Below are 26,262 nucleotides of genomic sequence, written 5' to 3'. Positions count from 1 at the left end.
CCGACCGGCTCGCGCGCGGCCCTGCCGGGCCCGTGAGGACGTGCCGCGCCGGCTGTTGACTTCGAGCGCGCTCGAACCCCTAGCGTCACAGCCATGACGACGCAGACCGAGACCGGTTGGAGCATCGAGCGCACCGCCGAGATCACCGGCGTGAGCCGGCACACGCTGCGCTACTACGAGCGCATCGGCCTGCTCGCGCCCGTCCCGCGGGACGTCAACGGGCACCGCCGGTACACCGGGGCGGACGTCGGCGCGGTCGGGTTCCTCACGTTGCTGCGGGACACCGGCATGCCGATCCAGGACATGCTCGAGTTCGTCGAGCTGACCCGCGCGGGCGACGTGACCGTGCCGGACCGGGTGCGGGTGCTCAAGGCGCACCGCGACTCGCTGGTGGCCCGGCTCGAGGACCTGCACCGGCACCTGGGCGCCATCACCACCAAGATCGACATCTACGAGGCGCTGCTGGCGGCGTCGACGCCCGAGTCACCGGGGCCGTCGTCGACCAGCACGGCGACCAAGGAGCAGGACCGATGAGGACGACCGAGCTGGGCACGACGGGGCTGCAGGTCAGCAGCCTCGCGCTGGGCTGCATGCCGTTGGGCACGCTCGCGGACGACGAGACGTCGTTCGCACTGCTGGACCGTTTCCGCGCCGACGGCGGAACGTTCCTGGACACCGCCGACTGCTACGCGTGGTGGTGGTCGCAGGGCACCGACGGTGGGCAGAGCGAGGAGCTGCTCGGGCGGTGGCTACGCCGCACGGGCGCCCGCGACGAGATGGTGCTGGCCACCAAGGGCTCGGGCCGCATCCGCGACGTGCACGCCGCGTGGCCGGCAGGTCGACCCGAGGCCGACTGGGACCTCGCCCGGCAGATGTTCGTCGGCGCGGGTGCGGCGACGTTGCGCTCCTCGCTCGAGGCGTCGCTGCGCCGGCTCGGCACCGACCACGTCGACTTCTACTACGTGCACGTCGACGACCGCTCCACACCGCTGGAGGAGACGCTCGCCGAGCTGGCCGCGTTCGTCGCCGAGGGCAAGGTGCGGCACATCGGCTGGTCGAACGTGCGCACGTGGCGCCTGGAGCGCATCCGTGCGCTGTGCGCGCAGCACGGCTGGCCCGCGCCCGTCGCCCTGCAGCAGGAGCACTCGTACCTGACGCGGCGCGCCGGGCTGGGCAGCGCGTCGATCGTCGACGACGAGCAGCTCGACTACCTGCGCGAGCACCCCGACCTCGCGCTCGTCGCGTACTCCCCGCTGCTCAAGGGCCTGTACGACGCGCCCCCCGCCCAGCGCGCCGACTGGCCGACCATGGGCCCGTACGCGGGGGACGCAGCGCACCGGCGGCTGGCCGCGGTCGACGCGGTCGCGGCCGAGCTGGGCGCCACCGGCTCGCAGGTCGTCCTGGCCTGGATGCTGGCGCAGGACTCCCCCCGCCGCATCCCGCTGCTGGGCACCTCCCGGGTGTCGCGCTACCTCGAGGCGGCGGCCGCGCTGGACCTCGAGCTCGACACCACCCACCTGGCCACGCTCGACGCCGCGTAAGAGACCAGAAGGGCCCGGTCGGGGTGATCCCCGGACCGGGCCCTTCTGCTGTGCTCACTTCTTCTTGGCGTCCTTGCCGTCCTTGCTGCCGGCCGCCTCCGAGGACAACGCCGCGATGAAGGCCTCCTGCGGCACGTCGACCCGACCGATGGTCTTCATGCGCTTCTTGCCCTCCTTCTGCTTCTCCAGCAGCTTGCGCTTACGGGTGATGTCACCGCCGTAGCACTTGGCCAGCACGTCCTTGCGGATGGCCCGGATCGTCTCGCGCGCGATGATCCGCGAGCCGATGGCCGCCTGGATCGGCACCTCGAACTGCTGACGCGGGATGAGGTCCTTGAGCTTGGTGGCCATCATCACGCCGTACGCATAGGCCTTGTCCTTGTGCACGATCGCACTGAACGCGTCGACCTGCTCGCCCTGCAGCAGGATGTCGACCTTCACCAGGTCGGCCACCTGGTCGCCGATGGGTTCGTAGTCCAGGCTCGCGTAGCCGCGCGTCTTGGACTTCAGCTGGTCGAAGAAGTCGAAGACGATCTCCGCCATCGGCAGGATGTAGCGCATCTCGACGCGATCCTCGGACAGGTAGTCCATGCCCTGCAGGTCGCCGCGCTTGGTCTGGCACAGCTCCATGATCGCGCCGATGAACTCGCTCGGCGCCAGGATCGTGGCCTTGACGATCGGCTCGTGCACCGCGCCGATCTTGCCGCCGGGGAACTCGCTCGGGTTGGTCACACGCACCGTCGTGCGGTCCTCGAGATCGACGTCGTAGACGACGTTCGGTGCCGTCGAGATCAGGTCGAGGTCGAACTCGCGCTCGAGCCGCTCCCGGATGATCTCCAGGTGCAGCAGACCGAGGAACCCCACACGGAACCCGAAGCCGAGCGCGACCGAGGTCTCGGGCTCGTAGTTGAGCGCCGCGTCGTTCAGCTTGAGCTTGTCGAGCGCGTCACGCAGCGCCGGGTAGTCCGAGCCGTCGATCGGGTACAGGCCCGAGAAGACCATGGGCTTGGGGTCGGAGTACCCGCCCAGTGCGTCCGTGGCGGGCTTGCCGGCGTTGGTGACGGTGTCGCCCACCTTGGACTGGCGCACGTCCTTCACGCCCGTGATCAGGTAGCCGACCTCACCGACGCCCAGGCCCTTGGTCGGGACCGGCTCCGGGGAGATCACGCCGATCTCGAGCAGCTCGTGCGTGGCCTTCGTGGACATCATGACGATGCGCTCACGCGGGTTGAGGTTGCCGTCGACCACACGCACGTAGGTGACCACGCCGCGGTAGGTGTCGTAGACGGAGTCGAAGATCATCGCGCGGGCCGGGGCGTCCGCGTCGCCCACCGGCGCCGGGACCAGTTCGACGATGCGGTCCAGCAGCGCCTCGACGCCCTCGCCCGTCTTGCCCGACACCTTCAGGCAGTCGGCCGGGTCGCCGCCGATCAGCCCCGCGAGCTCCTCGGCGTACTTCTCCGGCTGGGCGGCCGGCAGGTCGATCTTGTTCAGCACCGGGATGATCTGCAGGTCGTTCTCGAGCGCCAGGTACAGGTTCGCCAGCGTCTGCGCCTCGATGCCCTGCGCCGCGTCGACCAGCAGCACCGCGCCCTCGCACGCCGCCAGCGACCGGGAGACCTCGTACGTGAAGTCGACGTGCCCGGGCGTGTCGATCATGTTCAGCGCGTACGGGGTGCCCGCGACCTCCCACGGCATGCGCACGGCCTGCGACTTGATCGTGATGCCGCGCTCACGCTCGATGTCCATGCGGTCCAGGTACTGCGCACGCATGGCCCGCGAGTCGACGACCCCGGTGAGCTGGAGCATCCGGTCGGCCAGCGTGGACTTGCCGTGGTCGATGTGCGCGATGATGCAGAAGTTGCGCAGCAGCTCGGGCGCGGTCGCGGCAGGGCGGATGCGCGCCGCGGCGGCAGCACTCGGGATCGGGGACACGCGCGGACAGCTCCCGGCTCGGTTCTCGGAGGGCACCCGGTGCGGGGCCCGTGGGGACGACGTACCGACCCGCCACGGACAACCTGCACACGGCTGTCGGGGGTCGGCGCCACCATGGTCCCATGACCACGGCTCCCAGCGACCATCTGGCCACGCTCGCCGACCTGCAGGAGCAGTTCCGCAGCACGATCGAGCAGGTCGACCCCACCACACGTGTGCCTTGGTGCGGTCGCTGGAGGGTCAAGGACCTCGTCGTGCACCTGGGCCGCGTGCACCACTGGGCGGCGTCGCAGGCGGCGCGCACCCGCGAGGTGCCGCTCGGGCGCGGCCCCTTCGCCCTGGAACCCTTCTACGCCGCGCAGGCCGCCGAGCTCCACGCGACGCTCGTCCGCCTGGGCCCGGACGCCCTGGGCAGCACGCTCGACGGACCCGGCCCGGCGTCCTTCTGGTACCGCCGCCAGGTGCACGAGACCCTCGTGCACCTGTGGGACCTGCGCACCGCCGCCGGTCTCCCGCTCCAGGCGGCACCGGCGCTGTGGGCGGACACGGTCGACGAGGTCGTCACCGTCATGCACCCCCGCCAGGTGCGGCTCGGACGCACCCCACCCCTGACCCGCAGGATCGCGCTGGTCGCCGCCGACGTCGCACGCACCTGGGAGCTGGCCGCGTCCGACGACGCCCCGCGCGACATCGCCGTCACCGTCACCGGACCGGCGCAGTCCCTGGCGCTGCTGGTGTGGGGGCGCACCTCACCCGAGGACGCGCACCTGCGGGTCGACGGCGACCGGGCGTGGCTGGAGGAGTCCCTCGCGCACCAGCTGACACCGTGACTCAGGCCTCCCGGGTGATCTGCACCTGCACGGTCAGCTCCTGCGTCTCCGCCCCCGCGTAGATCCCCCGCAGCGGAGGGACGTCGTCGTACGAACGGCCCCGGCCCAACGCGACATGGTGCTCGCCCGCGGCGACCCGGTTCGTCGGGTCGTACGCGACCCACTCCCCGACCCACCACTCCACCCAGGCGTGCGACTCCCCCGAGACCGTCGTCCCGATCTCGGCGTCGACCAACGGGTGCAGGTAGCCCGAGACGTACCGAGCCGGGATCCCGATGCCGTGCAACGCACCCACGGCCAGGTGCGCCATGTCCTGGCAGACGCCCCGCTGCGCCGCCCACGCCTCCGAGGCCGGCGTGTGCACCGTCGTGACACCCGGCACGTAGTCCATGCGGTCACGCAACGCCAGGCACACCGCCTCGGCCGCCTCCGCCGGAGCCAGGTCCCCCACCACGTCGCGCGCCAGGTCGAGGACCTCCTGCGGCGGCGCGGTCGTCGGCGTGTCCGCCAGGAACTCCGCGAACCTGTCGCGCACGTCTGCGCTGGTCAGCGTCGCCCAGTCGACGATCGACCGCACCGGCAGCCGCGGCGAGACCTCCACCACGTGCTCGGCGGTGATGACCATCGACTCGTGCGGCGCGAGCACCTCGAACCCGGTCACCGACGTGCCCCAGTAGTCCTCGTACGCGTGCATCCAGGTGTGCGGGTGCACGTCCAGCCGCGAGGACACCACCACCTGACCCGGCTGGCTCACCGGCGTCATCCGCGCCTCGTTGTACGAGGCGAGCACCGGGCCCGAGTAGCGGAACGTCGAGGTGTGCACGACACGCAACCGCTCGCTGCGCGGCCCCGCCGCCGGGTCTGCGGCCGCACCCGCGGCCTCCGGCGCGCTCACAGCACCCGTCGTTCGCGAACCTGCGGCCGCTCCGGCGGCCTCCGGCGCGCTCACAGCACCCGTCGTTCGCGAACCTGCGGCCGCACCCGCGGCCTCCGGCGCGCTCACAGTGCCTCACCGACCCAAGTCGTCGTGGAGCCCGAGGGGAAGTAGCGGCCGCGGATCGCGTCGCTGGCGGCCGAGCACGCGCGCTGCACCTGTTCCATCTCCCGGGGAAGGTCGTCGAGCACCTCGATCAGGGGCCGGTACTCGAGGTTGGTGCGCACGAACCCGATGTGCCGTCGTGCGTCGTCGACGCTGGTGCGGTCGGTGGTCGGCTCGAGCGCGGCCAGGCACGCCTCGGCCTGGTTGAGCGCGTACACGATCGACCGCGGGAAGAGCCGGTCCAGCAGCAGGAACCCGGCCGCGCGCTCGTCGGAGGCCGCGCCACGGTAGGTGCGCAGGAACGACTCGTGCGCCCCGCACGAGCGCAGCAGGGTCGTCCAGCCCGGTCCGGCTGCGCCGGCCAGCTCCCGTGTGGTGAGCAGCCGCGCCGTCATGTCGGCGCGTTCGATCGAACGTCCCAGCACCATGAACTGCCACGTCTCGTCGCGCGAGGTCGCCGAGTCCATGATCCCGGCCACGATCGCGGCCCGCTCGCGCACCCACCGGAAGTAATCGTGCGGGCGCGCCGGACGCATCTGCGAGGGCAGCTGGTTCCATGCGGCGTTGAGGCACTCCCACAGCTCGGTCGAGATCGTCTCGCGCGCGCGGCGGGCGTTCTCCCGGGCGGAGACCAGCGACCCGGCGATCGAGGAAGGTGCGAACCTGTCGTAGGCGAGCATGTCGAGCACGTGCTCACGGCCCACGGGCACGTCGGCGGGCGGGGCGGGCCGGTCCATGACGGACAGCAACGACCGGCAGGCCAGGTCCTCCTCGGCCCACGGGTCCTCGAGCAGGATCTGCACGTGCACGTCGAGCAGGCGCGCGGTGTCGTCGGCACGCTCCACGTAGCGACCGATCCAGAACAGCGACTCGGCGATCCGGCTCAGCACGGCTGCACCCCTTCCGTCGCCGCGTGCGTCGCGGGGCGCAGCGCGGCCTGCTGCTGCTGCATGACCTGGACGCGTACGTCACTCGGGTTCGACTCGATGGGGACGGCGTGGCCGACGGGGACCGGCCGTGACCCGCTCGCCGCGGTGGCCTGCGAGCGGCGAGGAACGGCCCCACCGAGCACCCAGGTGTCCTTGGACCCCCCGCCCTGGGAGGAGTTGACCACCAGCTGGCCCTCGGGGAGGGCCACGCGGGTGAGCCCGCCGGGCAGCACCCACACCTGCTCGCCGTCGTTGACCGCGAACGGGCGCAGGTCGACGTGCCGGGGTCGCAGGCCGTCCTCGACAAGAGTGGGCACGGTCGAGAGCTGGACGACGGGCTGGGCGATCCATCCGCGGGGGTCGGCCAGCAGCCGGGTGCGCAGCGCGGCCAGCTCGACGCGGGAGGCCGCCGGCCCGACGACCAGGCCCTTGCCGCCGGACCCGTCGACGGGTTTGACGACGAGCTCGTCGAGGCGGTCGAGCACCTCTTCGAGCGCACCGGGTTCCTCGAGCCGCCACGTGTCGACGTTCGCCAGGATCGGCTCCTCGCCGAGGTGGTAGCGGATCAGGTCCGGCAGGTAGGTGTAGAGCAGCTTGTCGTCGGCCACACCGTTGCCGACCGCGTTGGCGATGGTCACGGTGCCGTGGCGGGCGCAGTCGAGCAGTCCCGGGCTGCCCAGCAGCGAGTCCGAGCGGAACACGACGGGGTCGAGGAAGTCGTCGTCCACGCGGCGGTAGATGACGTCGACGCGCCGGCGGCCTTGCGTGGTACGCATCCACACGCGCCCCCCGGCGCAGAACAGGTCGCGCCCCTCGACGAGCTCGACGCCCATGGTCCGCGCGAGCAGCGAGTGCTCGAAGTAGGCGCTGTTGAAGACTCCGGGTGTGAGCACGACGACCGTGGGGTCGTCCACGCCCGAGGGTGCCGCGGCGGTGAGCGCGGCCAGCAGCCGGCGGGGGTAGTCGACGACCGGGCGGATGCGCAGCGCCGCGAACAGCTCGGGGAACGTCTGCGCCATGGCTCGACGGTTGGACAGCACGTAGCTGACGCCTGACGGCACGCGCACGTTGTCCTCGAGCACCCGCCAGTCGCCGAGGCTGTCGCGCACCAGGTCGATGCCCGAGACGTGCACGCGCACCCCGTTGGGCGGCTGGATGCCGTGCGCTGCGCGGTGGAAGTGCGTCGAGGACACGATGACCGAGCGGGGGACGACCCCGTCGGCGACGGCCTTCTGCGGGCCGTAGACGTCGGCGAGGAATGCCTCCAGCGCCCGGACGCGCTGGGCGACACCGGGGGCGACGTGGTCCCACTCGTCGCCCCCGAGCACACGGGGGACGACGTCGAGCGGGAAGGGTCGTTCCTCACCGGCGAAGTCGAACGTGACGCCTTCGGCCAGGTACGAGCGCGCGAGGGTGTCGGCGCGGGCACGCAGCTCGCCGGCGGACAGCTGGGCCAGGGCACGGTGCACGTGCCGGTAGGCGGAGCGGGGTCCGGTCGCCTGGTCGAGCATCTCGTCCCAGGCGCGCCCCTCGGGGTAGTCGTCGAACAGGTCCGCCATGGCGCGACAGTAGCCCGGCGGTGTCACCGTCGCGTTACGTGCTGCCGCCCGGGTGTGCTCGCGTCGTGTCGGACATCCACCGACCCGCTGCAGGCGCAAAAGCGATATCAAATTGAACCGGAAAACTGATATCATCCTGACGGCATCGGGGACCGTCCCATCAGGAGGAGCGCACACCATGAACCCATCCACGTCCCTGCCGGCGGCACTGCCGACGCCGGCCGACCCCGACCTTCCCGGCGTCGGGACAGGGGCACGTTTCGACCTCGACGAGCACGAGGCATGGACCGCCAACGGTGCGCTCGGCGTGCTCGGCGGCCTGGTCCTGCTCGCCGTCGCCATCCCCGCGATGATCCGGGCCGACTCGACCATCGGCACGGCGTCCACGGTGCTCGGCCTCGGCGGCGCCGTGCTGATGGTCGCAGCCATCCTGACCTTCGCCGCGCTGACCGTGGTGAGCCCCGGCGAGACCAAGGTGGTCCAGCTCTTCGGCCGGTACGTCGGCACCGTGCGCCGCAACGGGCTGGTGCTCACACCCCCGCTGACCTCGCGTCGGCGCGTGTCGGTGCGGGTGCGCAACTTCGAGACGAGCGGGCTGAAGGTCAACGACGCCGACGGCAACCCCGTCGACATCGCCGCGATCGTCGTGTGGCGGGTGGCCGACACCGCGCACGCCTCGTTCGCCGTGGAGTCGTTCACGGACTTCGTCGAGGTGCAGGCCGAGGCGGCCCTGCGGCACGTGGCCACCAGCCACCCGTACGACAACGCCGACGAGGGCGAGGCCACCCTGCGCGGCTCCACCGAGCAGGTCAGCCACGAGCTCGCCGTCGAGGTGGCAGCACGCGTGGCCATCGCCGGCATCGAGGTCGTCGAGGCGCGCATCTCGCACCTGGCCTACGCCCCCGAGATCGCCCAGGCGATGCTCCAACGCCAGCAGGCGGGCGCGATCATCGCCGCCCGCGAGAAGATCGTGGAGGGCGCGGTCTCGATGGTCGAGACGGCGCTGGCCCGGCTCGAGCAGCACGAGGTCGTCACGCTCGACGAGGAGCGCAAGGCCGCGATGGTCTCCAACCTGCTGGTCGTGCTGTGCGGCGACTCGCGCGCGACGCCCGTCGTCAACGCCGGCAGCCTCTACACGTGAGCGGACGACCGTGACGACCGACCAGCCGCAGCAGACCGCGCGACGCGAACGCCGCGCGGTCCTGCTGCGCCTGGACCCGGCCGTGCATGACGCCCTGGCCCGGTGGGCCGCCGACGACCTGCGCTCGCTCAACGCGCACGTCGAGCTGCTGCTGCGCAGGGCCCTCGAGGAGGCAGGCCGCTCGCCGCGGGACGCCGGACCGCTGCCCCGCCGGGGCCGACCGCGACGCGAGGCAGGGCCCGCCGTGGACGCCGCCGACGGCCCTGCGGCCACACCCGGCAGCCCACCCCCCGGCTAGGGTCGCCCGCATGGCCCGATGGACACACCTCGTGCGCACCGCGCTGCACCGCCTGACGCGCCGACCGGCGACCACCGGGCCGCGCGCAGGCACCCGGAGCCCGGGTCCCGCCGGGCCGACGGCGACGAGGACCACACCCGGCAGCCCCGCCCGGACCGCACTGCCCGACCACGTCGGTCCCGTACGGACCCGGTACTCCCCCTCGCCCGACGGTCGGCCCGACCCGGGCGAGATCGTGTGGACCTGGGTGGCGTACGAGGACGACCCGAGCCGCGGCAAGGACCGCCCGGTGCTCCTGGTCGGACGAGACGGCCCCGTGCTGCTCGCCCTGCCTTTGACGAGCAAGGACCACGACACCGACGCCGCCGACGAAGCCCGCCACGGGCGCGCCTGGGTGGACATCGGCACCGGCGGGTGGGACTCGAGACGCCGGCCGAGCGAGGTGCGGCTCGACCGCGTGCTGCGCATCGACCCCGCGACGGTGCGCCGCGAGGGTGCTGTGCTCCCCCGCGACACGTTCCTGCGGGTCACCGACTCGCTCGCCCGGCACCACGGCTGGTAACATCGTTCACCGCGTGTCCGCCCGGGTCGGCGGGCACAAGCCCAGCTCCTCCCCGCGGGTGTCCCCACGCCCCAGTCCCGGAGCTGTGCGCGCCCTCTACGACCTGTTCAGATCGCTTCGGCGAACACACAAGAGAGTCCACACGTGGCCAACATCAAGTCCCAGATCAAGCGCATCAAGACGAACGAGAAGGCTCGTCTGCGCAACAAGGCTGTCAAGTCCGAGCTGAAGACGCACGTGCGTCGGGTCCGCGAGGCGATCGCCGGTGGCGACAAGGACGCGGCAGCGACCGCCCTGGTCACCGCGTCGAAGAAGCTCGACAAGGCCGTCTCGAAGGGCGTCATCCACGCCAACCAGGCCGCCAACAAGAAGTCGGCGCTGGCGAAGGCCGTCGGCTCGCTCTGAGCCACCCGCACCCGCTGGACGCACCACCGTCCGCAGGTGCCCCTGCACCATGACTGAGGGCGTCACCCCCGCGGGGGTGACGCCCTCAGTCGTCTGCGGCGCCGGTCCTCGAACCCGGGCGCCGCCGGCCGAACCCTCCCCGGGTCCCGCTCAGAAGGAGCGGGACACCCAGGTGACGTTGGACACCGACGGCCGGAAGCCGACCTCACGCAGCGCACGGTCGTAGGCCTTCGCCGCGCCCGCACCATCACCGCGGCGCAGCATGCGGTCACCCAGGTCGCGCCAGGCCGCCGCGGAGTGCCGCGTCGCCGACATCATCCCGAGCAGGTCGGCCGCATAGCCGTAGGCCGCCTCGGCGCCGCCCTCGTCACCACGGGCCTGGAGGGCGTCACCCAAGGCGATGTGCGCGAAGGCCCCCTCCAACCGTGGCTGGTCGCCGAGACGCGCGATCGCCGCGCGGGCGAATGTCTCGGCTGCCTCGAGCCCGCCGAGCAGCAGGTGCGCGCGGGAGGTCTCGACCTCGACGCGCGCGATGTCGAGCTCGGACCCGAGGGCAGCCAGGTCGGGGCCGACCGCCGCGATCTGCTCCAGCGCTGCCGCCGGCTCCGGCGGCTCGCACCGCAGCAGCAGCCACGCGTAGTTGAGCCGCAGCCGCGGCAGGTCACGGTCGCGCTCACCCTCGGCGAGCAGCGCCAGCGCCCGCTCGGTGTAGCTCTGCGCGAGCTCGTAGTCGCGGCGCTGCTCGGCGACGAGTGCCGCGTTCCAGTAGACGCTGCCTCGGCCGCGCGGCGAACCGACCTCCTCGGCGATCCGGATGAGCTCGGCCGCACGGTGCGTGGCGTACAGCAGGTCGCCGCGCTCGACGTAGGCCCACAGCACGGTGGACGCCAGCCGCAGGTGCTCGTCGGTGCCCGTCAGGGTGGCCGACTCCAGGTCGGCGAGCGTGCGCTCACCCACCTCCACGCTGCGGTGCAGGTCCCCGGCCTCGAGGTACGCGCCCACGAGCGCGTTCGCGAGCCGGGCGGACTCCAGGTGCTGACCGCGCTCGCGCGAGTCGGTGAGCAACGGCTCCAGCACCGCCACGGCGGCCTCGAGGTTGCCGAGCACCTCGTGCGCGCGCGCGAGCGTGGTGAGGGCGTCGACGCGGAGCGTCGGGGTCACGACCGCCAGGTCCAGGCTCTCGATCCGGCTGCGGGCGTCGTCCGCCGAACCGGACTGCAGGGCGAGCTTCGCGTAGTCGACCTCGAGCCGGGTACGCGCCTCGTTGGGCCCGTCCTCGCCGTACTTGAGGAACTCCAGCGTCGTGCCCAGACGACCCGCCAGGACGCTGAGCGCCGAGTCCGTGGGCTCACGACGTCCAGCCTCGATCAAGGAGATGTAGCTGGGCGAGAAGATCGCGCCGGCGAGCGCGGTCTGGGACAGCCCGGCAGCGAGCCTGGCATCGCGCACACGGTCAGCAATGGTCGTCATGACCTGTCATCGTACGTGTGACGCTGCTTCAGCGCACGCCTTCTCACCCAGGAGTGTGAATTCACAGGTCCACCCAAGGTCGGGCAGACCGTGCCAGAGCGGACCGCGCGGGCACACCGCACCTGCTCCACCCGCGGCCGGCCGGGCCCCGCACCGCCGGCGCGACGCAGGACCCTGGCCGCTCCGCACCGCCGGGCGAGGCCGCGTCAGCCTGTCACTGCTTGCAGCAGCCGGACGCGCCGCCGCCGAGCGGCGAGACGCCGGAACCACCGGAACCCAGGGCCGCCGCCCCGCCGCCCAGAAGGAGCGCAGAGGCGATGGTGACGGTGGCGACAAGGGCGCGGAACTTGCGGGACATGGTGGATCTCCTGTCATGGGTGGGTGACCTCAGGTCAACCACATGATGACGGACTTGAGGGGTTTCTGTCTCGTGCCGGTCGGAGCGCAGCAGCTCGACGCACATCGCTGCACGTCAGGGACCGGGCCGGGGCATATGTACTCCTTGTCCACATATCGCCCACCAAAAACCACCCGGTCGTGGGGGTATCACAACCCAGAAGGTGTGGTGTCATAGAACACATGACACCCGACGACCTTGAGGCTCGCCTCGCCGCAGCTGTGGACGAGGCCATCCCGCCCCGCCTGCGCAAGGAGTTCGTCGAGCACCTGGCCCGCCAGCCCGTCCTGGTCGCCCGCCAGGGCATCTTCTCCGCGCAGGGCCGGGCCTTCGCCTACCAGCTCTCGTTCCGGTCGACCGGCCACCCCCACGAGCCCACGACCTGGGGCCCGCGTCAGCACGAGCGCGCCACCGCGCACGTGCTGGGCGCCACCTTCGGCCGCTCCGACCTGGAGACGGTGGCCCACGGCCGGCTGCTGTTCGTGCGCTGCCCGCGCGCCTACCTGGTCGGCGACCTGACGATCCCGCGCCGCCCCGACCGCCTCGTCATCGAGATCACCGACACCCCGACCGTTGACGCCCGACTCATCGCCGGGGTGCGCAGGCTGCGCGAGCAGGGGTTCCAGGTGGCGATCCCTGCGTTCTACGGCAGCGCCGACCAGATGCGGCTCCTCCCCCACGCCGACTTCGTCAAGATCGACGTGCGCGACCTGGACGTCGAAGGCGCGCCCCTCGTCGACGCCGCACGTTCCTACGGGGCGATGCTGATCGCGGAGTACGTCGAGACACCGCAGATGCTGCGTGAAGCACGACGGCTCGGCTTCACGCTCTTCCAGGGCAACCTGCTCGAGCAGGCCGGCGTGCTCGACCGCACCACGGCACGCCAGCTCTCCTGGGGTGCCTGACCGGCTCCCCGCGGTTCCACCCTCCGGGAGCCTTTGGCTCAGACCCCGCAGAGGCATCAGTCACAGGCGCCGTTGCGCCGATCGGGTGTCACCCGTCCGGGAGACCTCAGGTGCCGAGGTGTCAACGCCCCGAGGCAGCCGCCACGCGGAGCACCGCGCGCTCCACCGCGAACCGCGGGTCCCTGCCCTCGCCCTTGACCTCGGCGTCGGCCTGCGCGACCACGGCGATCGCCGTCGCCAGACCCTCCGGCGTCCACCTGCGCAGGTCCGCCGTGGCGCGGTCCACCTGCCACGGGGCCAGCCCGAGCTCACGCACGGCGGCGGCCCCACGACTGCGGACGGCGGCCACCTTGGCGATCGTGCGCAGCTTCGCCGCCAGGGCCGCGACGATCGGCACCGGGTCGACCCCCGTGGTAAGGGCATGCCGCAACAAGGAGACCGCCTGCCCGGCATCACCGGCCACGGCGGCGTCGGCGACGCGGAAGCCCGAGGCCTCGATGCGCCCGCCGTAGTAGCGCTCGACGACCTCGGGGCCGATCACCCCGGTGGTGTCCGCGGCCAGCTGGGCGCAGGCCGCCGCGAGCTCGCGCAGGTCGCTGCCGACCGCGTCGACCAGGGCGCGCACCGCCTGGGCGTCAGGACGCCGGCCCGCGCGGCGCAGCTCCGCGGTGACGAATGCGGCCTTGTCACCGTCGGACTTGACCACGTCGCAGCTGATCGTGGGCACCGCCGACGCCCGAAGGGTGTCGAGGAGCTTCTTGCCGCGCTGCCCCCCACCGTGCCGCAGCACCAGGACCACCCCGGGCGCCGTCGAGGCGACCGCAGCGAGCACGTCGGCGAGCAGCTCGTCGGTGGCGCGCTCCAGGCCGGTGACGACCACGACCTTGTCCTCGGCGAACAGCGACGGGCTGGTTGCCACCACGAGCATCCCGGCGCTGTACTCGGCCGCGTCCAGACGCACGACCTCGATCTGCGGGTCCTGCTCTCGGCTCAGCGTGATGATGCGGTCCACGGCCCGCTCGGCCAGGAGCTCCTCACCCCCGCTGACCAGCACGACCGGTGCCGGCGCGGCGTCCGTCCACGCCAGGCCCGGTGCGGAGGCAGTGCGCGAGCCGCGGCTCGCTGATCGACGCTGAGCAGGGGGCACCCGCACAGCCTGCCACGCCGGACGGACACCCTGACGCCATCGCGCACTCCGGTTCCGTCAGCGCGTGCTGTCCGACCGGTGCAGCAGCAGCCGCGTACCCGCGACCGTTGCCGTCACCAGCAGCAGCACCCCGGCAGGTCCGGTGAGCCACGCGATGCTCGCCCCCGGCAGCTCCGCCGCACGACGTGCCACGGCCGCGATCCACCAGCAAGCCGCACCGGCCACGCGGGCCAGCAGCGCTCCCCCGTGCGGCCACCACGGGTCGACCAGCACGGCCAGCAGCCCGAGGATCGTGGCCGGAGCCACCGCCGGGGCCACCGCGAGGTTGGCCGGGACCGCCACCCACGACACCGACGGCTGCACGACGAGCACGGCGGGCGCGCACACGAGCTGGGCCGCCACCGGTGCGGCGAGCGCGACGGCCACCGGGCGGCCGAGCGCCTCGCTCCACCGCTCCACGAACGCCGGACCGAGCAGCACGAGAGCGCCCGTGGCCAGCACCGACAGCACGAAGCCGAGCTCACCGGCCAGCCACGGATCAGCGACGAGCAGCACGACCACGGTGGCGGCGAGCGCAGCCGGCGCCCGCGCGGGACGGCCGACGAGCAGCCCACCCAGCGCCAGCGCACCCATCGCGGCGGCCCGCAGCACGCTCGGCGACGGCTGCACGAGCACCACCAGGGCCGCACCTGTGGCCAGCGCGGCCAGCACCTGCAGGGCCCGCGGCAACCGCAGCACCGCGGCGAGCCCCAGCACCAGCCCTGCCACCAACGTGAAGTGCGCACCCGAGACAGCTGTCAGGTGAGTGAGCCCCGAGGTGCGCATGGCCTGCGCGAGGTCGACCGGCACGCCGGACGTGTCGCCCACCGTGACGCCGGGCAGCAACGCGCCGGCGTCACCGGGCACCCCGGCGGCCTGCGCGCGCACCCGGCGCCGTGCGGACTGAGCCCAGCCCTGCCACGCCGGCGGCGGCTCGAGCACCTGCGGGGCCTGCGCGGCCGTGACGACCGCGATCTCCCGGCCGCCCTGCGGCGACGGTGCGACGCGTCCGACGACGAGCACCGTGGCCCCGAACGGCAGCGGCATGCCGCCCGGAGCCAGGACCAGCACGGGCGCAGCCGCACGCGTGCTCGTGCCGTCGCGGGTCACCGTCTCGACCGCGACGACCAGACGGACCCGCGGTTCACCCCAGGCTGCGGCCAGCGGGCGGGGCTCCTGCGTCACACGCCCCGTGACGGTGACCTGATCGCCGTCGGTTGCCGCCCGAAGCAGCTGCCCGCTCTGTCGGGCGCCGACCTGGGCCGCGCCCGACAGCAGCACGCCCGCCGCCACCAGCAGCACGAGGATCGCGCCACCACCGCGGTTGCCCCCTCCGACCCGGCGACCCCTCGCGCCCGCCCCGGCGAGCGCGAGGGCAGCGAGCAGGGCGAGCAGCACCGTCAGGGCCAACCCGAGGACGGCGGGGACGCGGACGACGAGCAGCGCCACGAGCCAGGCGGTCAACGCCGCCGGAACCAGCCGCAGGTCGAGAACGTCGGGCGGCGCGCTCACACCCGGACCAGCTCGCGCAGGTCGGCCAGCAGCGCCGGTCCGACGCCGGAGACGTCGTCGAGCTGGTCGACGCTGGTGAACGGGTCGGCGGACCGGTGGTCGACGATCCTCTGCGCCAGGACGGGCCCGATGCCGGGCAGCGCGTCCAGCGCAGCCAGGTCGGCGGTGTTCAGGTCGACCCGGTCATCACCGGGCGCGCTCGACGTCGAGGTTCCCGCGACGACCTCACCCGGGGCGGGCACCACGATCTGCTCGCCGTCGGTCACCTCCCGTGCCAGGTTGAGCGCGGCCAGATCGGCCTCGGCCAGCGCACCGCCGGCCGCCGCGACCGCGTCCGCCACGCGCGCGCCCGACGGCAGGTGCACCACCCCGGGCGCGGTCACGTGCCCGACGACGTGCACGACGAGGTCGGTCTCGGCGCCCGCGGCCTCGCCACCGGCAGCGGAGTCGGCAGCGGGGTCGGCAGCGGCAGCGGGGTCGGCGCCGGCTGTGTTCCCGGCCAGGGTGGCGTCGGGAACGGGGACCGGGAGCGTGACCGGATCACCAGGGTGCACCGCCAGGCTGCGCAGCGCGAACGTCCCGGCGAGCAGCAGGACGAGCACGCCCGCGGCGCCCGCCAACCTCCACGGCACGGCCCACCGCACCCGCCGCCGGGGCACGGCAGACGCACGGGTGACGGGGTCGCCGTACCGGGCCCGGTACTCGACTGCCGCCCGAGCCAGGGCCTCGGCCGAGAGCGAAGCGTCGGACCCGGCGCCCGCCTGTACGCCCGGCGAACCGGGCGGCTGCCCATCCGGCTCCGGCACGCGCGTGACACGGGTCGGCTGGAGGAGCCCGTGCAGGCGTGCGTGCGTACCGTCGGCGGGATGCTCGTCTGGGGGCACGGCGTGAGGTTAGGAGCGTGCCCGCCGGGCATGCGCAGCCGTCGGCACCTGCCGGGCCGAAGCCCCCTGCGGCCAGGGCTGTGGGCCGCTCGACGTGCCGGTCAGGCGGCCGTCAGGCGTCGGTGATCAGCACCGCCAGCAGCCCGTGGCCCACGTGTGCGGCGAGCACCGCGCCCGCCTCGCACACGACGATCTCGTGCGCCGACGACCCCAGCTCGAGCGACAACCGGTCGGCCACCTGCTGCGCCAGCTCCGGCTGCCCCAGGTGATGCACGGCCACCCGCGCACCGGCCCTGGCCTGCACGTCGGCGACCGCCAAGGCCTCCAGCCGCTCACGGGCCACGCGGCGTGTGCGGACCTTCTCGGCCACGACCACGCGCCCCTCGCGCAGCGCGAGGATCGGGCGCAGCCCCAGCACCGCGCCGAACGCGGCCGCCGGGGCGCTGAGCCGCCCACCACGGCGCAGATGGTCGAGGGAGTCCACCAGGAACCAGGCCGAGGACGCAGCACCCACGCGGCGCGCCGTCGTGGCGACCGCCAACCCGTCAGGCAGCGGGAGCCGGCCCCGCGACCACGGCACGGCACGTCGCCGTGCCGCGTCGGGCGCGGCCGGCGCAGGCGGACACACCTCGCCGCGCGCCAGCCGTGCCGCCTCGAGGGCGGCGAAGCCCAGCGCCATCCCCACCGTCCGGGAGTCCACCACGTGCACCGGCACCGGTGAGGCGGCCGCCGCCAGCTGGGCGGCACGGACCGTGCCGGACAGGTCACCCGACAGGTGCACCGACACGATCTCGCGGGCGCCCAGCTCGGCGGCCCGCGCGTACGCCTGCGCGAACGCGGCCGGTGGCGGTTGCGACGTCGTCACGCGCGCACCGTGCGAGAGCGCCTCGAGCAGCACGGCGGGCTCCAGGTCGACGCCCTCGACGAACCTCTCGCCACCGATCACGACGTCGAGCGGGACCACCAGCACCCCGGCCGCCTCGGCCGCACCGGGCGGCAACGAGGCGGTCGAATCGGTGACGACGACGACCCCGGGGGTCGCGGGCCGGACCAGCCGATCCGCGACCCAGCGTCCGCGCACCCCGGGGCCAGGGCGCCGCGTGCCGCTCAGGCCGGCACCACGTTCACCAGGCGCGGTGCCCGGATGATCACGGTGCGCACGTCACGGCCGTCCAGCGCGCGCAGCACTCCGGCGTCTGCCAGCGCGAGCGCACGCAGCTCGTCGTCGGAGACGTCGGCGGCGACCTCCGCGCGGCCACGCACCTTGCCCTGCACCTGCAGCACGCAGGTCACCGTGTCCTCGACCAGGTAGGCCGGGTCGGCCACCGGGAACGCCGCGTGCGCCAGCGAGTCGACGTGACCCAGCCGCTCCCACAGCTCCTCGGCCACGTGCGGCGCCACCGGTGCGGTCATCAGCACCAACGCCTCGACGGCCGCGCGGGGTGCCGCCGGCAGCGTCGTCAGGTGGTTGTTGAGCACGATGAGCTTGGCGATGGCGGTGTTGATCCGCATGGCCGCCATGTCCTCGGTGACGTCCGCGATGGTGCGGTGCAGCACACGCAGGGTGGCCGCGTCGGGGGCGTCCTCGCTGATCACGAGCTCGCCGGTCGACTCGTCGACCACGTTGCGCCACAGCCGCTGCAGGAACCGCTGGGCACCGACCACGGCCCGCGTCTCCCACGGGCGCGACAGGTCCAGCGGGCCCATCGACATCTCGTACACGCGCAGGGTGTCGGCGCCGTACTCGGCGTACATCTCGTCGGGCGTCACCATGTTCTTCAGCGACTTGCCCATCTTCCCGTACTCGCGGTGGACGGGTTCGCCCTGCCAGGTGAAGCCGGTCGGCGAGGCCTCGTCCTCGACGACCTCGGCCGCCGGGACGTGCACGCCACGCGCGTCGGTGTACGCGTACGCCTGGATGTAGCCCTGGTTGAACAGCTTGTGGAACGGCTCGCCGCTGCTGACGTGCCCCAGGTCGAAGAGCACCTTGTGCCAGAACCGCGCGTACAGCAGGTGCAGCACGGCGTGCTCGACACCACCGACGTAGAGGTCCACGCCACCGACGGAACCGTCGGCCTGGGCGCCGTGGCCCGGACCCATCCAGTACGCCTCGAGGGCGGGGTCGACCAGGCGGGCGTCGCTCGAGGGGTCCAGGTAGCGCAGGTAGTACCAGCACGAGCCGGCCCAGTTGGGCATGGTGTTGGTGTCGCGGCGGTACGTCTTGGGCCCGTCGCCCAGGTCCAGGGTGACGTGCACCCACTCGTCGTTGCGGCCCAGCGGGGGCTCGGGCGAGGACTGGGAGTCCTGCGGGTCGAACGTGCGCGGCGCGTAGTCGGGCACGTCCGGCAGGTTGACCGGCAGCGCGTCGGCGGGCAGCGCGATGGGCAGGTCGTTCTCGTCGTAGACGATCGGGAACGGCTCGCCCCAGTAGCGCTGGCGGCTGAACAGCCAGTCGCGCAGCCGGTAGGTGATGGTGCCCTCGCCGATGCCACGCTCGGCCAGCCAGGCGATGATCGCGGCCTTGGCGGTCGGCACGTCCAGGCCGTCCAGCGAGATCTCGTCGTTGGACGAGCCGATGATCGCGCCGTCACCGGTGCGCGCACCGTCGGGCGTGCCCTCGGGGGCGTCGACCGTGTAGACGACGGGCAGGTCGAAGGCCTGCGCGAACGCGTAGTCGCGCTCGTCGCCGCCGGGGACCGCCATGATCGCGCCGGTGCCGTAACCCATGAGCACGTAGTCGGCTGTGAAGACGGGGATCAGCGCGCCGTTGACGGGGTTCGCGGCCAGGTGGCCGGTGAACACGCCCGTCTTGCGGCCGGCGTCGGCCTGGCGCTCGACGGCGGTCTTCGCGGCCGACTCGGCCCGGTAGGAGGCCACGGCATCGGCCGGCGTCGCATGCCCGCCCGTCCACACGTCCTTGGTGCCGTCGGGCCAGGCCGCCGGGACCTCGTCGAGCAGCGGGTGCTCGGGGGCGACGACCATGAACGTGGCGCCGAACAGGGTGTCGGGGCGCGTGGTGAAGACCTCGACCTGCGCACCGCCCTGCACGTGGAAGGTCACGCGGGCACCCTGCGAGCGGCCGATCCAGTTGCGCTGCATCGCCTTGACCTTGTCGGGCCAGTCGATGTGGTCCAGGTCGTCGGCCAGGCGGTCGGCGTAGGCGGTGATCCGCATGTTCCACTGCCGCAGGCTGCGCTGGAACACCGGGAAGTTGCCGCGCTCGGAACGGCCGTCGGCGGTGACCTCCTCGTTGGCCAGCACGGTGCCCAGGCCCGGGCACCAGTTCACGGGCGTCTCGGAGACGTAGGCCAGGCGCTGGGAGTCGACCACCCGACGGCGGGCGACCTCGTCCAGCTCATCCCAGGCCGCATCGGCGGGGACGCCCGCCAGGCCCTCGGGGACCGGGCGCGTCCCGGCCGCCAGCTCGGCGACCAGCTCGGCGACCGGTCGGGCCTTGCCGCGTCCGCCGTCGGCGCGCACCGCGTCGGCGTCGTACCAGGAGTCGAAGATCTGCAGGAAGATCCACTGCGTCCAGCGCACGTACTCGGGGTCGATCGTCGCGAACGAGCGGCGCGGGTCGTGGCCCAGACCCAGGCGGCGCAGCTGACGCTGCATGATCGCGATGTTCGCCTCGGTGGTGGTGCGCGGGTGCTGGCCCGTCTGCACGGCGTACTGCTCGGCGGGCAGGCCGAACGCGTCGAAGCCGAGCGCGTGCAGCACGTTGTCGCCCTGCATGCGACGGAACCGGCCGACCACGTCGGTGGCGATGTAGCCCAGCGGGTGGCCGATGTGCAGACCTGCGCCCGAGGGGTACGGGAACATGTCCATGACGAAGAACGAGGGCTGCGCGGGGTCCGCGTGGCGGCCCTGGCCGTCGGTCAGCCCGCCGGCGGGGTTGGCAGCGAAGAACGTGCCGCGCCGCTCCCACTCGTCCTGCCACTTCAGCTCGAGCTCGGTCGCCAGGGCGGCCGTGTAGCGGAAGCGGACATCGTCGGGGGGGCTGGCCTGCTCACTCACCCCGCGAGTCTATCGGCGCGTGCGGGCCGCTCAGGGCTGTGTCGCCCCGACCAGCGCGTCGGGCTCGGCCGCCGGGCCCGACGCGGCCTGCCCGGCGGCCGCACCACCGACCGTCGGCGGGTGCACCGGCGGGGCGCCGCGGCCCACGGTGAGCACGATCAGCAGACCGACCGCGGTCAGGCCCGCACCGACCCACGCCGAGGACAGGTAGCCCAGCCCGGCGGCGATGACCAGCCCGCCGAAGAACGCCCCCGCGGCGTTGCCCAGGTTCAGCGCGGAGTGGCACAGCGCCGCGCCGAGCGACGGCGCGGCCGGCGAGACGTCCATCAGGCGGGTCTGCAGCGACAGCCCGAGCACCTGGGACGCCACGCCGAGCAGCACGAACGCGACCACCGCCGGCACCGGGTACGGGCCGACGAGCGCGATGGCGACGAGCACCACGATGGAGGCCACCATGGAGCCGATGACGGTGCCCAGCACGGTGCGGTCGGCGAGCCGGCCCCCGAGGAGCGTGCCGGCGGTCATGCCGATGCCGTACAGCGCGAGGATCAGCGGCACGGTGCCCACACTCAACCCGGTGACGTCGGTGAGCAGCGGCTTGACGTAGGAGTAGACGGAGAACATGCCGCCGAAGCCGACGGCACCGGCGGCGAACGCGATCCACAAGGTGCGGTTGCGCACGGCCGCCAGCTCGGTGCGCACCGTGGCGCCGGCCAGCGGGGGCAGCGACGGGGTCCAGGCCCGCAACGCGAACCAGGTGAGCACGCCGAGCAGGCCCACGCCGACGAACGACCAGCGCCACCCCACCGCGTGGCCGGCGATCGCGGTGGCAGGCACACCCACGGCGCACGCCACCGTCAGGCCGGTCATCATCGAGGCGACGGCGCGCCCGCGACGTTCGGGACCGACGACCGCGGTGCCCATGACCGCACCGACGCCGAAGTACGCGCCGTGCGGCAGACCGGCCAGGAACCGGGCGCCGACGAGCAGCTCGGCGGTGGGCGCGAACGCGGAGAGCACGTTGCCCACGGTGAACGCAGCCATCAGCACGAGCAGCAGGCGCCGACGGTCCATCCGGGCACCGATCGCCGCGAGCACGGGGGCCCCGACCATGACCCCGAGGGCGTAGGCGGTGATGGAGTGGCCGGCGACGGGGATGGAGACCTGCAGGTCGTCGGCGATCTCGGGCAGCAGACCCATGGTGGCGAACTCGGTGGTGCCGATGCCGAAGCCGCCGAGGGCCAGGGCGAACAGGGCGGCGCGCGCTGACGCGGACCGGGGTGACGACACGGGGCTCCTTGGACGAATCGATTCGATCGGGGCAGGGAGCGCGTCGTCGCAGACTCCAGCGGGATGCGCCGAGCCTACGCCCGCACCACCCAGATCGCCGAGGCGGCCACCTCACCGAGGTCGACCTGCCCCACGCCCACGCGCACCGACACCACACCGGCGACCGTGCGCCGCTCGACCAGGCGCACCGGGGCGTCCAGCACCAGACCGACCTGGTCCAGGTACCGCAGCAGGCCCGGGTCCTCGTCCGAGATCCGCGCCACCGCGTACTCCCCCGGCGCGACGTCCCACAGCGGGTGCGCGTCCGGCACCTCGATCGTGCCGTCGGGGGCCGGGATCGGGTCGCCGTGCGGGTCGCGCACCGGGTGGCCGAGCCGCGCGGCGAGCCGCTCCACGAACAGGTCGGACACGGCGTGCTCGAGTACCTCGGCCTCGTCGTGCACCTCGTCCCACCCGTAACCGAGCACCTCGACGAGGAACGTCTCCACCAGGCGGTGCCGTCGCACCATCACCAGGGCGTGCGCGCGCCCACGCTCCGTGAGCTCGACCGCGCCGTACGGCTCGTGCGTGAGCAGGCCCGCGTCCGCCAGCCGTCGCACCGTCTCCGAGACCGTCGAGGCACCCACACCCAGGCGTGTGGCGAGCATCTTGGTGGTCACCGGACGGTCGGACCACTCGCGCGCCGACCAGACCACCTTGAGGTAGTCCTGCCAGACGGCGCTCAACGGGGGCAGCGGGGTGCTGACGGGGTCCGACGGGCTCACGCGGACCAGGGTAGGCGGCTCACCGCCCGTCGACGCTCCAGTGCCACGGCTCGCCGGGCAGGTTCACCAACCCGTAGGCCGCGGCGTGCTCGCTCAACCAGGCGAACGCCGCCGAGTCGGCGCCCAGCACGCGTCCGCCGACGGTCAGGTCGACCGCCACGCCCCACTCGTGGCGTGAGAGGCCCGGCGGTGCCGTCGGCGGCGTGCAGGCCCACGACGGGACGGTCTCGACCTGCTCCGGGCTCGACCCGCAGTGCGCGGCCCGTAGCGCCCGCTGCTGCTCACCGCTGCGCCAGCCGCCACCCCCGAGCGTCACACCGTCCGCGGCCGCCGCAGCCAGGAGCCGGTCGAGGGCGTCGGCCAGGCACGGGTGCACCCGGATGCCCGCCGCGGTCAGCACCGTGTCGTCCAGGGGGACCGGGGCGCGCACGTCGACGCAGCTGTCCGGCAGCAGACCGTCCGGGGAGCCCAGCAGCCGGTCCTGCGCCTCCAGCACCTCGGGGGGCACCGCGACGCGCCACAGCTCGCGTCCCGTGCCGTCGCGCAGCAGCGCACCGTCGTCCTCGACGCTCAGGGTGATGTCGCTGCCGGCCGGTGGGTCGGGCACCGCGGACCACACGGTCGTCCCGTCGGCAGCCAGCAGGGCGAGCACCCCCGCGGCGTCGAGCGTGAGCACCGCCCCCGGCCCGGCCGGGTCGGTGGACCACACGCCCTGCGTGCCGTGCCGCAGCTCGAGCGCCCCGGCGTCCGTGACCAGCAGCCGGGTCCGTCCGCCGGTCGAGGTCAGCCCGCCACCCACGGGCAGCGCACCCGGTGCCGTCCACGTCGCCGGTTCGCGCGCGGTGCCGGCGTCCCACACCACCAGCCCGGTGCCGTCGACCAGCAGCAGCGCACCGTCGTCCCGCAGCACCAGGGCGGCACCGGGCGTCTGCGCCGTGCGGGTCCGCCACCGGCGCGCACCGTCCGGCTCACGGACGACCAGGTTCCCGTCGTCCTGCAGCACGAGCACCGAACCCGGCACGGCGGTCCCCGTGGACCACACGACCGCACCGTCGGGCCCGTGCAGTCGCACGTCGCCCTCGGCGAGCACGTCGAGCGTGAACCGGCCGTCCGGCGAGGACAGACCCGCACCGGGCGCCAGCTGCGCCGGTGCCGTCAGCACGGACGGCCGCACCGCCGTGCCCGAGGCCCAGCGCACCTGACCCGTCGCGTCGAGCACGACGACCTCGCCGTCGTCCTGCACCACCAGCCGCGCGCCGGACACCCCTGCCGTCCCCGTGCTCCACACCACGGTCCCGCCGGACGAGACCACGGCCACCTCGCCGTCCTCGCGCACCTGGAGGGCGCCGTCGGGTGCCCTGACTCCGTCGGTCCACCGCGGCACGTCCGCGGCACCGAACAGGGACAACAGGCCGTCGTCCTGCAGGACCAGGGCGTGCTCGCCGTTGGCGGAGACCAGCGCCTGGCCGCGCTCGAGGCGTTCGCCGGGCCCGAGGTCGCTCTCGCCGGCGGCCGCGCGGGCCGGTGCGGCACCCAGCAGGCCCACCACACCCAGCAGCGCCGTCAGCAGCGCCGCCGGCAGACTCACGCGCAGGCCTGGGCCGCAGCCGCGGCGCACCGCAGCCGACCCGACTGCCCGAACGCCCATGGCACACCCCCGGCGGCCAGGGTAGGCCGGGGCGTCAGCGAGGAGAAGGGGTGAGCCGACCCGCTGCCACGCCGGGCGGGGTCTGGGCCCCCTCCGGTTCGGCGGGCGCGGGCAGCTCCACGACGGGCCACGGCAGGCGCGCGGTGACCTCGACGCTCGCGTCGGTGTGCACCGAGACCACCTGGTAGTCCAGGAACGTGCGGCCGGTCGGGTCCCAGCGCAGCACGGTCATCTCGGCCGTCCCGTTGAGCGGACCCAGTGTCGCCGCGCCGAGCGTCGCACCGGCCGTGCTCGCACTGATGTACCGCACCCCCAGCCCGATCTGCTCCGGGTCGGTGCGCTGGTGGAAGTGACCCGAGATCTGCGCGGGGACACAGCCGGAGTCCAGTGCCGCGTCACCCACCGCGGGGGTGTGGATCAGCAGCAGGTCGACGTCGCCCGCGTCGCACGCCACGTCGGCCAGGCGCTCACCCATGGCGGCGGCCGACTCCCCCCGCGAGGCCGTGCCACCCGCCCCGACCCGGGTCGCATTGGGGTCGTCGTCGCCCAGCAGGCGCATGCCCTCGACGTCGACCACGTGCCCGTCGAGGATCGTCGCGCCGGCCCGGGCGTACATGGCGGTCGTCTCCGCCGAGTCGTGGTTGCCCGGCGAGACGACCAGCGGCACCCCGGAGGGCACCGCCCGGGCGAACGTCGTCACGCAGTACTGCTCGACGGTGGTGCCGTTCATCGTGGTGTCGCCCGCGTCGAGCACGACGTCGGCCGCGGACAGCCGCGCCAGCGACCCGATGACGGTGGCCATGCCGACGTTGCAGTGCAGATCGGAGACCACCAGCAGCACGACCGGCTCTGCCTGTTCCCGCTGCGGTGCCGGCGCCATCGTGGGCACCTCGGCCACCGCACCGGCAGGCTCGCCGGCAGTCGCGTCGGCAGGCTCACCCGACGTCTGGTCAGCCGCCGCGCCGGTGGGCGCGTCACCCGGGCCAGTGGTCGGCTCGCCGGTGGGTGCCGGTGTCGGACCGGCCGCCCCCTGCGGCGCGCCGGCCAGCGCGTCGCGCTCCTCCTGCTCGGCGATCGCCGCCGCCCGTGCCTCCCACTGGACCGTCAGGGCCGCATCGGCGGCCTCGTAGAACTCCGTGTTCGTGCGCAACGCGTCGACCACGTAGCCGCCGTAGGTGTCGATCACACCGCCCAGCCGCCCGGTGACCCGTGCGCCTTCCAGCGGTGTCCCGTCGAACACGGCCGACGCAGGGCGTGAGCCGTCGGCCAGGTGGCGCTGGTCGGAGCTCGACGTCAGGACCGTGGCCGCGACCACCACCACGGTGCCCCCGGCGATCAGCGGCCGGGCGTACGACCGCACCCGCGCACCGAGCTCGCCGCGCCGCGCCTCGCCCAGCAGCGCGCGACCGGCTGCCCACCCGCCCACCAGCAGGACGAGGGTCAGGAACGAGCGTCGCGCGGCGTCGAGCAGCAGGGCCCGGGCGACGTCGGTGAGCGTGGCCTGCGGGCCGGTGAAGAACGCCAGGTAGGTCTGCAGGTCGCCGCTGAGGGCCTGCAGCGTGGTGGCCTGGTCGATCTCGGTCAGGTCGTCGGGGATCTCCTGCACGGTGGCCCGCACGCCCAGCGTCAGCGGCAGGGGCGAGTCGATCTGCAACGTGCCCAGGGGGCCCAGGTCGACGGTGATCGTCGCGTCGGTGGTGACGTCGTAGCGCGCGGTGTGCGGGCCCAGGCTCATGTCGACGCTGGCCGTGGTGACCCCGGTGACCACGGACACGAGCACCGCGACGAGCCCGACGAGCACCGTGCGGCCCCACCGCACCCCACGGGCGCGTTCGCGCAGCGCACCGAGCACCTGACCGCCTCGCGCACGGACCCGCCGGAGCGCGGCACCGGCGCGCCGTGCTGGCATGGCGGCGCCGGAGGGGTCGGCGCTGGTCGGGTCGGTCATCG

The 26,262-nt window shown here is 73.5% G+C and carries 23 protein-coding genes; 8 read left to right on the top strand and 15 right to left on the bottom strand.

Annotated elements, in window-relative coordinates:
• The first annotated feature begins 93 nt into the window (after window positions 1–93).
• Together ACTHAM_RS10690 and ACTHAM_RS10685 are read left to right on the top strand one after the other, a co-directional pair.
• Window positions 94–534, top strand: coding sequence for a MerR family transcriptional regulator (locus ACTHAM_RS10690; RefSeq protein ID WP_440687180.1), 441 nt, complete (start codon window positions 94–96; stop codon window positions 532–534).
• Window positions 531–1,541: an aldo/keto reductase gene (locus ACTHAM_RS10685; protein WP_440687178.1), complete on the top strand. Its 1,011-nt coding sequence runs from the start codon at window positions 531–533 to the stop codon at window positions 1,539–1,541. The genes ACTHAM_RS10690 and ACTHAM_RS10685 overlap by 4 nt, the downstream gene beginning before the upstream one ends.
• 54 nt (window positions 1,542–1,595) lie before the next feature.
• Here ACTHAM_RS10685 and lepA read toward each other — a convergent pair whose 3' ends face one another.
• Window positions 1,596–3,476 (bottom strand): translation elongation factor 4, encoded by a 1,881-nt coding sequence (gene lepA / locus ACTHAM_RS10680; RefSeq protein ID WP_440687176.1) that lies wholly within the window; start codon window positions 3,474–3,476, stop codon window positions 1,596–1,598.
• A 122-nt stretch (window positions 3,477–3,598) separates the two neighbouring features.
• Here lepA and ACTHAM_RS10675 point away from each other — a divergent pair, with 122 nt between their 5' ends.
• Window positions 3,599–4,306, top strand: a complete 708-nt coding sequence (locus tag ACTHAM_RS10675; protein ID WP_440687174.1) for a maleylpyruvate isomerase family mycothiol-dependent enzyme — start codon at window positions 3,599–3,601, stop codon at window positions 4,304–4,306.
• A gap of 1 nt (window position 4,307) precedes the next feature.
• On the opposite strand, the gene ACTHAM_RS10670 is transcribed toward ACTHAM_RS10675, so the two are convergent.
• The 3 genes from ACTHAM_RS10670 to ACTHAM_RS10660 all read right to left on the bottom strand — a co-directional run bounded on the left by ACTHAM_RS10670 (window position 4,308) and on the right by ACTHAM_RS10660 (window position 7,833).
• A complete protein-coding gene (locus ACTHAM_RS10670; protein ID WP_440687172.1) occupies window positions 4,308–5,201 on the bottom strand; it encodes a transglutaminase family protein in 894 nt (297 codons plus the stop codon).
• 104 nt (window positions 5,202–5,305) lie between these two features.
• Window positions 5,306–6,235: an alpha-E domain-containing protein gene (locus ACTHAM_RS10665; protein ID WP_440687170.1), complete on the bottom strand. Its 930-nt coding sequence runs from the start codon at window positions 6,233–6,235 to the stop codon at window positions 5,306–5,308.
• Window positions 6,229–7,833: a circularly permuted type 2 ATP-grasp protein gene (locus ACTHAM_RS10660; protein ID WP_440687168.1), complete on the bottom strand. Its 1,605-nt coding sequence runs from the start codon at window positions 7,831–7,833 to the stop codon at window positions 6,229–6,231. Before ACTHAM_RS10660 ends, ACTHAM_RS10665 begins: the two co-directional genes overlap by 7 nt.
• Window positions 7,834–8,011: 178 nt before the next feature.
• Between ACTHAM_RS10660 and ACTHAM_RS10655 the strand changes: the two genes are divergently transcribed.
• From ACTHAM_RS10655 to rpsT, 4 genes are all read left to right on the top strand, one after another.
• Entirely contained in the window at window positions 8,012–8,974 is a 963-nt protein-coding gene (locus ACTHAM_RS10655) for an SPFH domain-containing protein (protein ID WP_440687166.1), read from the top strand.
• A 10-nt stretch (window positions 8,975–8,984) separates the two neighbouring features.
• Window positions 8,985–9,272, top strand: a complete 288-nt coding sequence (locus ACTHAM_RS10650) for a hypothetical protein (RefSeq protein ID WP_440687164.1) — start codon at window positions 8,985–8,987, stop codon at window positions 9,270–9,272.
• 10 nt (window positions 9,273–9,282) lie between these two features.
• Window positions 9,283–9,834, top strand: coding sequence for a type II toxin-antitoxin system PemK/MazF family toxin (locus tag ACTHAM_RS10645; RefSeq protein ID WP_440687162.1), 552 nt, complete (start codon window positions 9,283–9,285; stop codon window positions 9,832–9,834).
• A gap of 144 nt (window positions 9,835–9,978) precedes the next feature.
• Window positions 9,979–10,239 carry a 30S ribosomal protein S20 gene (gene rpsT, locus ACTHAM_RS10640; RefSeq protein ID WP_440687160.1) on the top strand — a complete coding sequence of 87 codons (261 nt, stop codon included), beginning with the start codon at window positions 9,979–9,981 and terminating at the stop codon, window positions 10,237–10,239.
• A gap of 150 nt (window positions 10,240–10,389) precedes the next feature.
• Here the strand turns inward: rpsT and ACTHAM_RS10635 are convergent, their stop codons facing one another.
• Both ACTHAM_RS10635 and ACTHAM_RS10630 read right to left on the bottom strand, forming a co-directional pair.
• A complete protein-coding gene (locus ACTHAM_RS10635; RefSeq protein ID WP_440687158.1) occupies window positions 10,390–11,709 on the bottom strand; it encodes a helix-turn-helix domain-containing protein in 1,320 nt (439 codons plus the stop codon).
• Window positions 11,710–11,923: 214 nt separating this feature from the next.
• Complete coding sequence (locus ACTHAM_RS10630; RefSeq protein WP_440687156.1) at window positions 11,924–12,067, bottom strand: hypothetical protein; 144 nt, start codon at window positions 12,065–12,067, stop codon at window positions 11,924–11,926.
• A 221-nt stretch (window positions 12,068–12,288) separates the two neighbouring features.
• Here ACTHAM_RS10630 and ACTHAM_RS10625 point away from each other — a divergent pair, with 221 nt between their 5' ends.
• Window positions 12,289–13,011: an EAL domain-containing protein gene (locus tag ACTHAM_RS10625; protein WP_440687154.1), complete on the top strand. Its 723-nt coding sequence runs from the start codon at window positions 12,289–12,291 to the stop codon at window positions 13,009–13,011.
• Between the two features lie 121 nt (window positions 13,012–13,132).
• Here ACTHAM_RS10625 and holA read toward each other — a convergent pair whose 3' ends face one another.
• The 9 genes from holA to ACTHAM_RS10580 all read right to left on the bottom strand — a co-directional run bounded on the left by holA (window position 13,133) and on the right by ACTHAM_RS10580 (window position 26,260).
• The gene (gene holA / locus ACTHAM_RS10620; protein ID WP_440687152.1) at window positions 13,133–14,158 is read right to left on the bottom strand and encodes a DNA polymerase III subunit delta; all 1,026 of its coding nucleotides are present in this window, start codon (window positions 14,156–14,158) and stop codon (window positions 13,133–13,135) included.
• 57 nt (window positions 14,159–14,215) lie between these two features.
• Window positions 14,216–15,709: a ComEC/Rec2 family competence protein gene (locus ACTHAM_RS10615; RefSeq protein ID WP_440687150.1), complete on the bottom strand. Its 1,494-nt coding sequence runs from the start codon at window positions 15,707–15,709 to the stop codon at window positions 14,216–14,218.
• Window positions 15,706–16,593 (bottom strand): ComEA family DNA-binding protein, encoded by an 888-nt coding sequence (locus ACTHAM_RS10610; RefSeq protein ID WP_440687148.1) that lies wholly within the window; start codon window positions 16,591–16,593, stop codon window positions 15,706–15,708. The genes ACTHAM_RS10615 and ACTHAM_RS10610 overlap by 4 nt, the downstream gene beginning before the upstream one ends.
• 112 nt (window positions 16,594–16,705) lie before the next feature.
• A complete protein-coding gene (locus tag ACTHAM_RS10605) occupies window positions 16,706–17,674 on the bottom strand; it encodes a DegV family protein (RefSeq protein WP_440687146.1) in 969 nt (322 codons plus the stop codon).
• A gap of 26 nt (window positions 17,675–17,700) precedes the next feature.
• Window positions 17,701–20,610 carry a leucine--tRNA ligase gene (leuS, locus tag ACTHAM_RS10600; RefSeq protein ID WP_440687144.1) on the bottom strand — a complete coding sequence of 970 codons (2,910 nt, stop codon included), beginning with the start codon at window positions 20,608–20,610 and terminating at the stop codon, window positions 17,701–17,703.
• Window positions 20,611–20,640: 30 nt separating this feature from the next.
• Window positions 20,641–21,900: an MFS transporter gene (locus ACTHAM_RS10595; protein ID WP_440687142.1), complete on the bottom strand. Its 1,260-nt coding sequence runs from the start codon at window positions 21,898–21,900 to the stop codon at window positions 20,641–20,643.
• 74 nt (window positions 21,901–21,974) lie between these two features.
• On the bottom strand, window positions 21,975–22,664 hold the full coding sequence (locus tag ACTHAM_RS10590; protein ID WP_440687140.1) for a metal-dependent transcriptional regulator: 690 nt from the start codon (window positions 22,662–22,664) through the stop codon (window positions 21,975–21,977).
• 19 nt (window positions 22,665–22,683) lie between these two features.
• Window positions 22,684–24,252, bottom strand: a complete 1,569-nt coding sequence (locus tag ACTHAM_RS10585) for a D-alanyl-D-alanine carboxypeptidase family protein (RefSeq protein ID WP_440687138.1) — start codon at window positions 24,250–24,252, stop codon at window positions 22,684–22,686.
• A 94-nt stretch (window positions 24,253–24,346) separates the two neighbouring features.
• Window positions 24,347–26,260, bottom strand: coding sequence for a metallophosphoesterase (locus ACTHAM_RS10580; protein ID WP_440687136.1), 1,914 nt, complete (start codon window positions 26,258–26,260; stop codon window positions 24,347–24,349).
• Between the last annotated feature and the right edge of the window lie 2 nt (window positions 26,261–26,262).

The sequence above is a fragment of the Cellulomonas soli genome, assembly GCF_052036975.1.
In the GTDB taxonomy this organism is placed as follows: Bacteria; Actinomycetota; Actinomycetes; order Actinomycetales; family Cellulomonadaceae; genus Cellulomonas; species Cellulomonas soli_A.
This window is presented reverse-complemented; position numbering and strand designations above follow the sequence as displayed.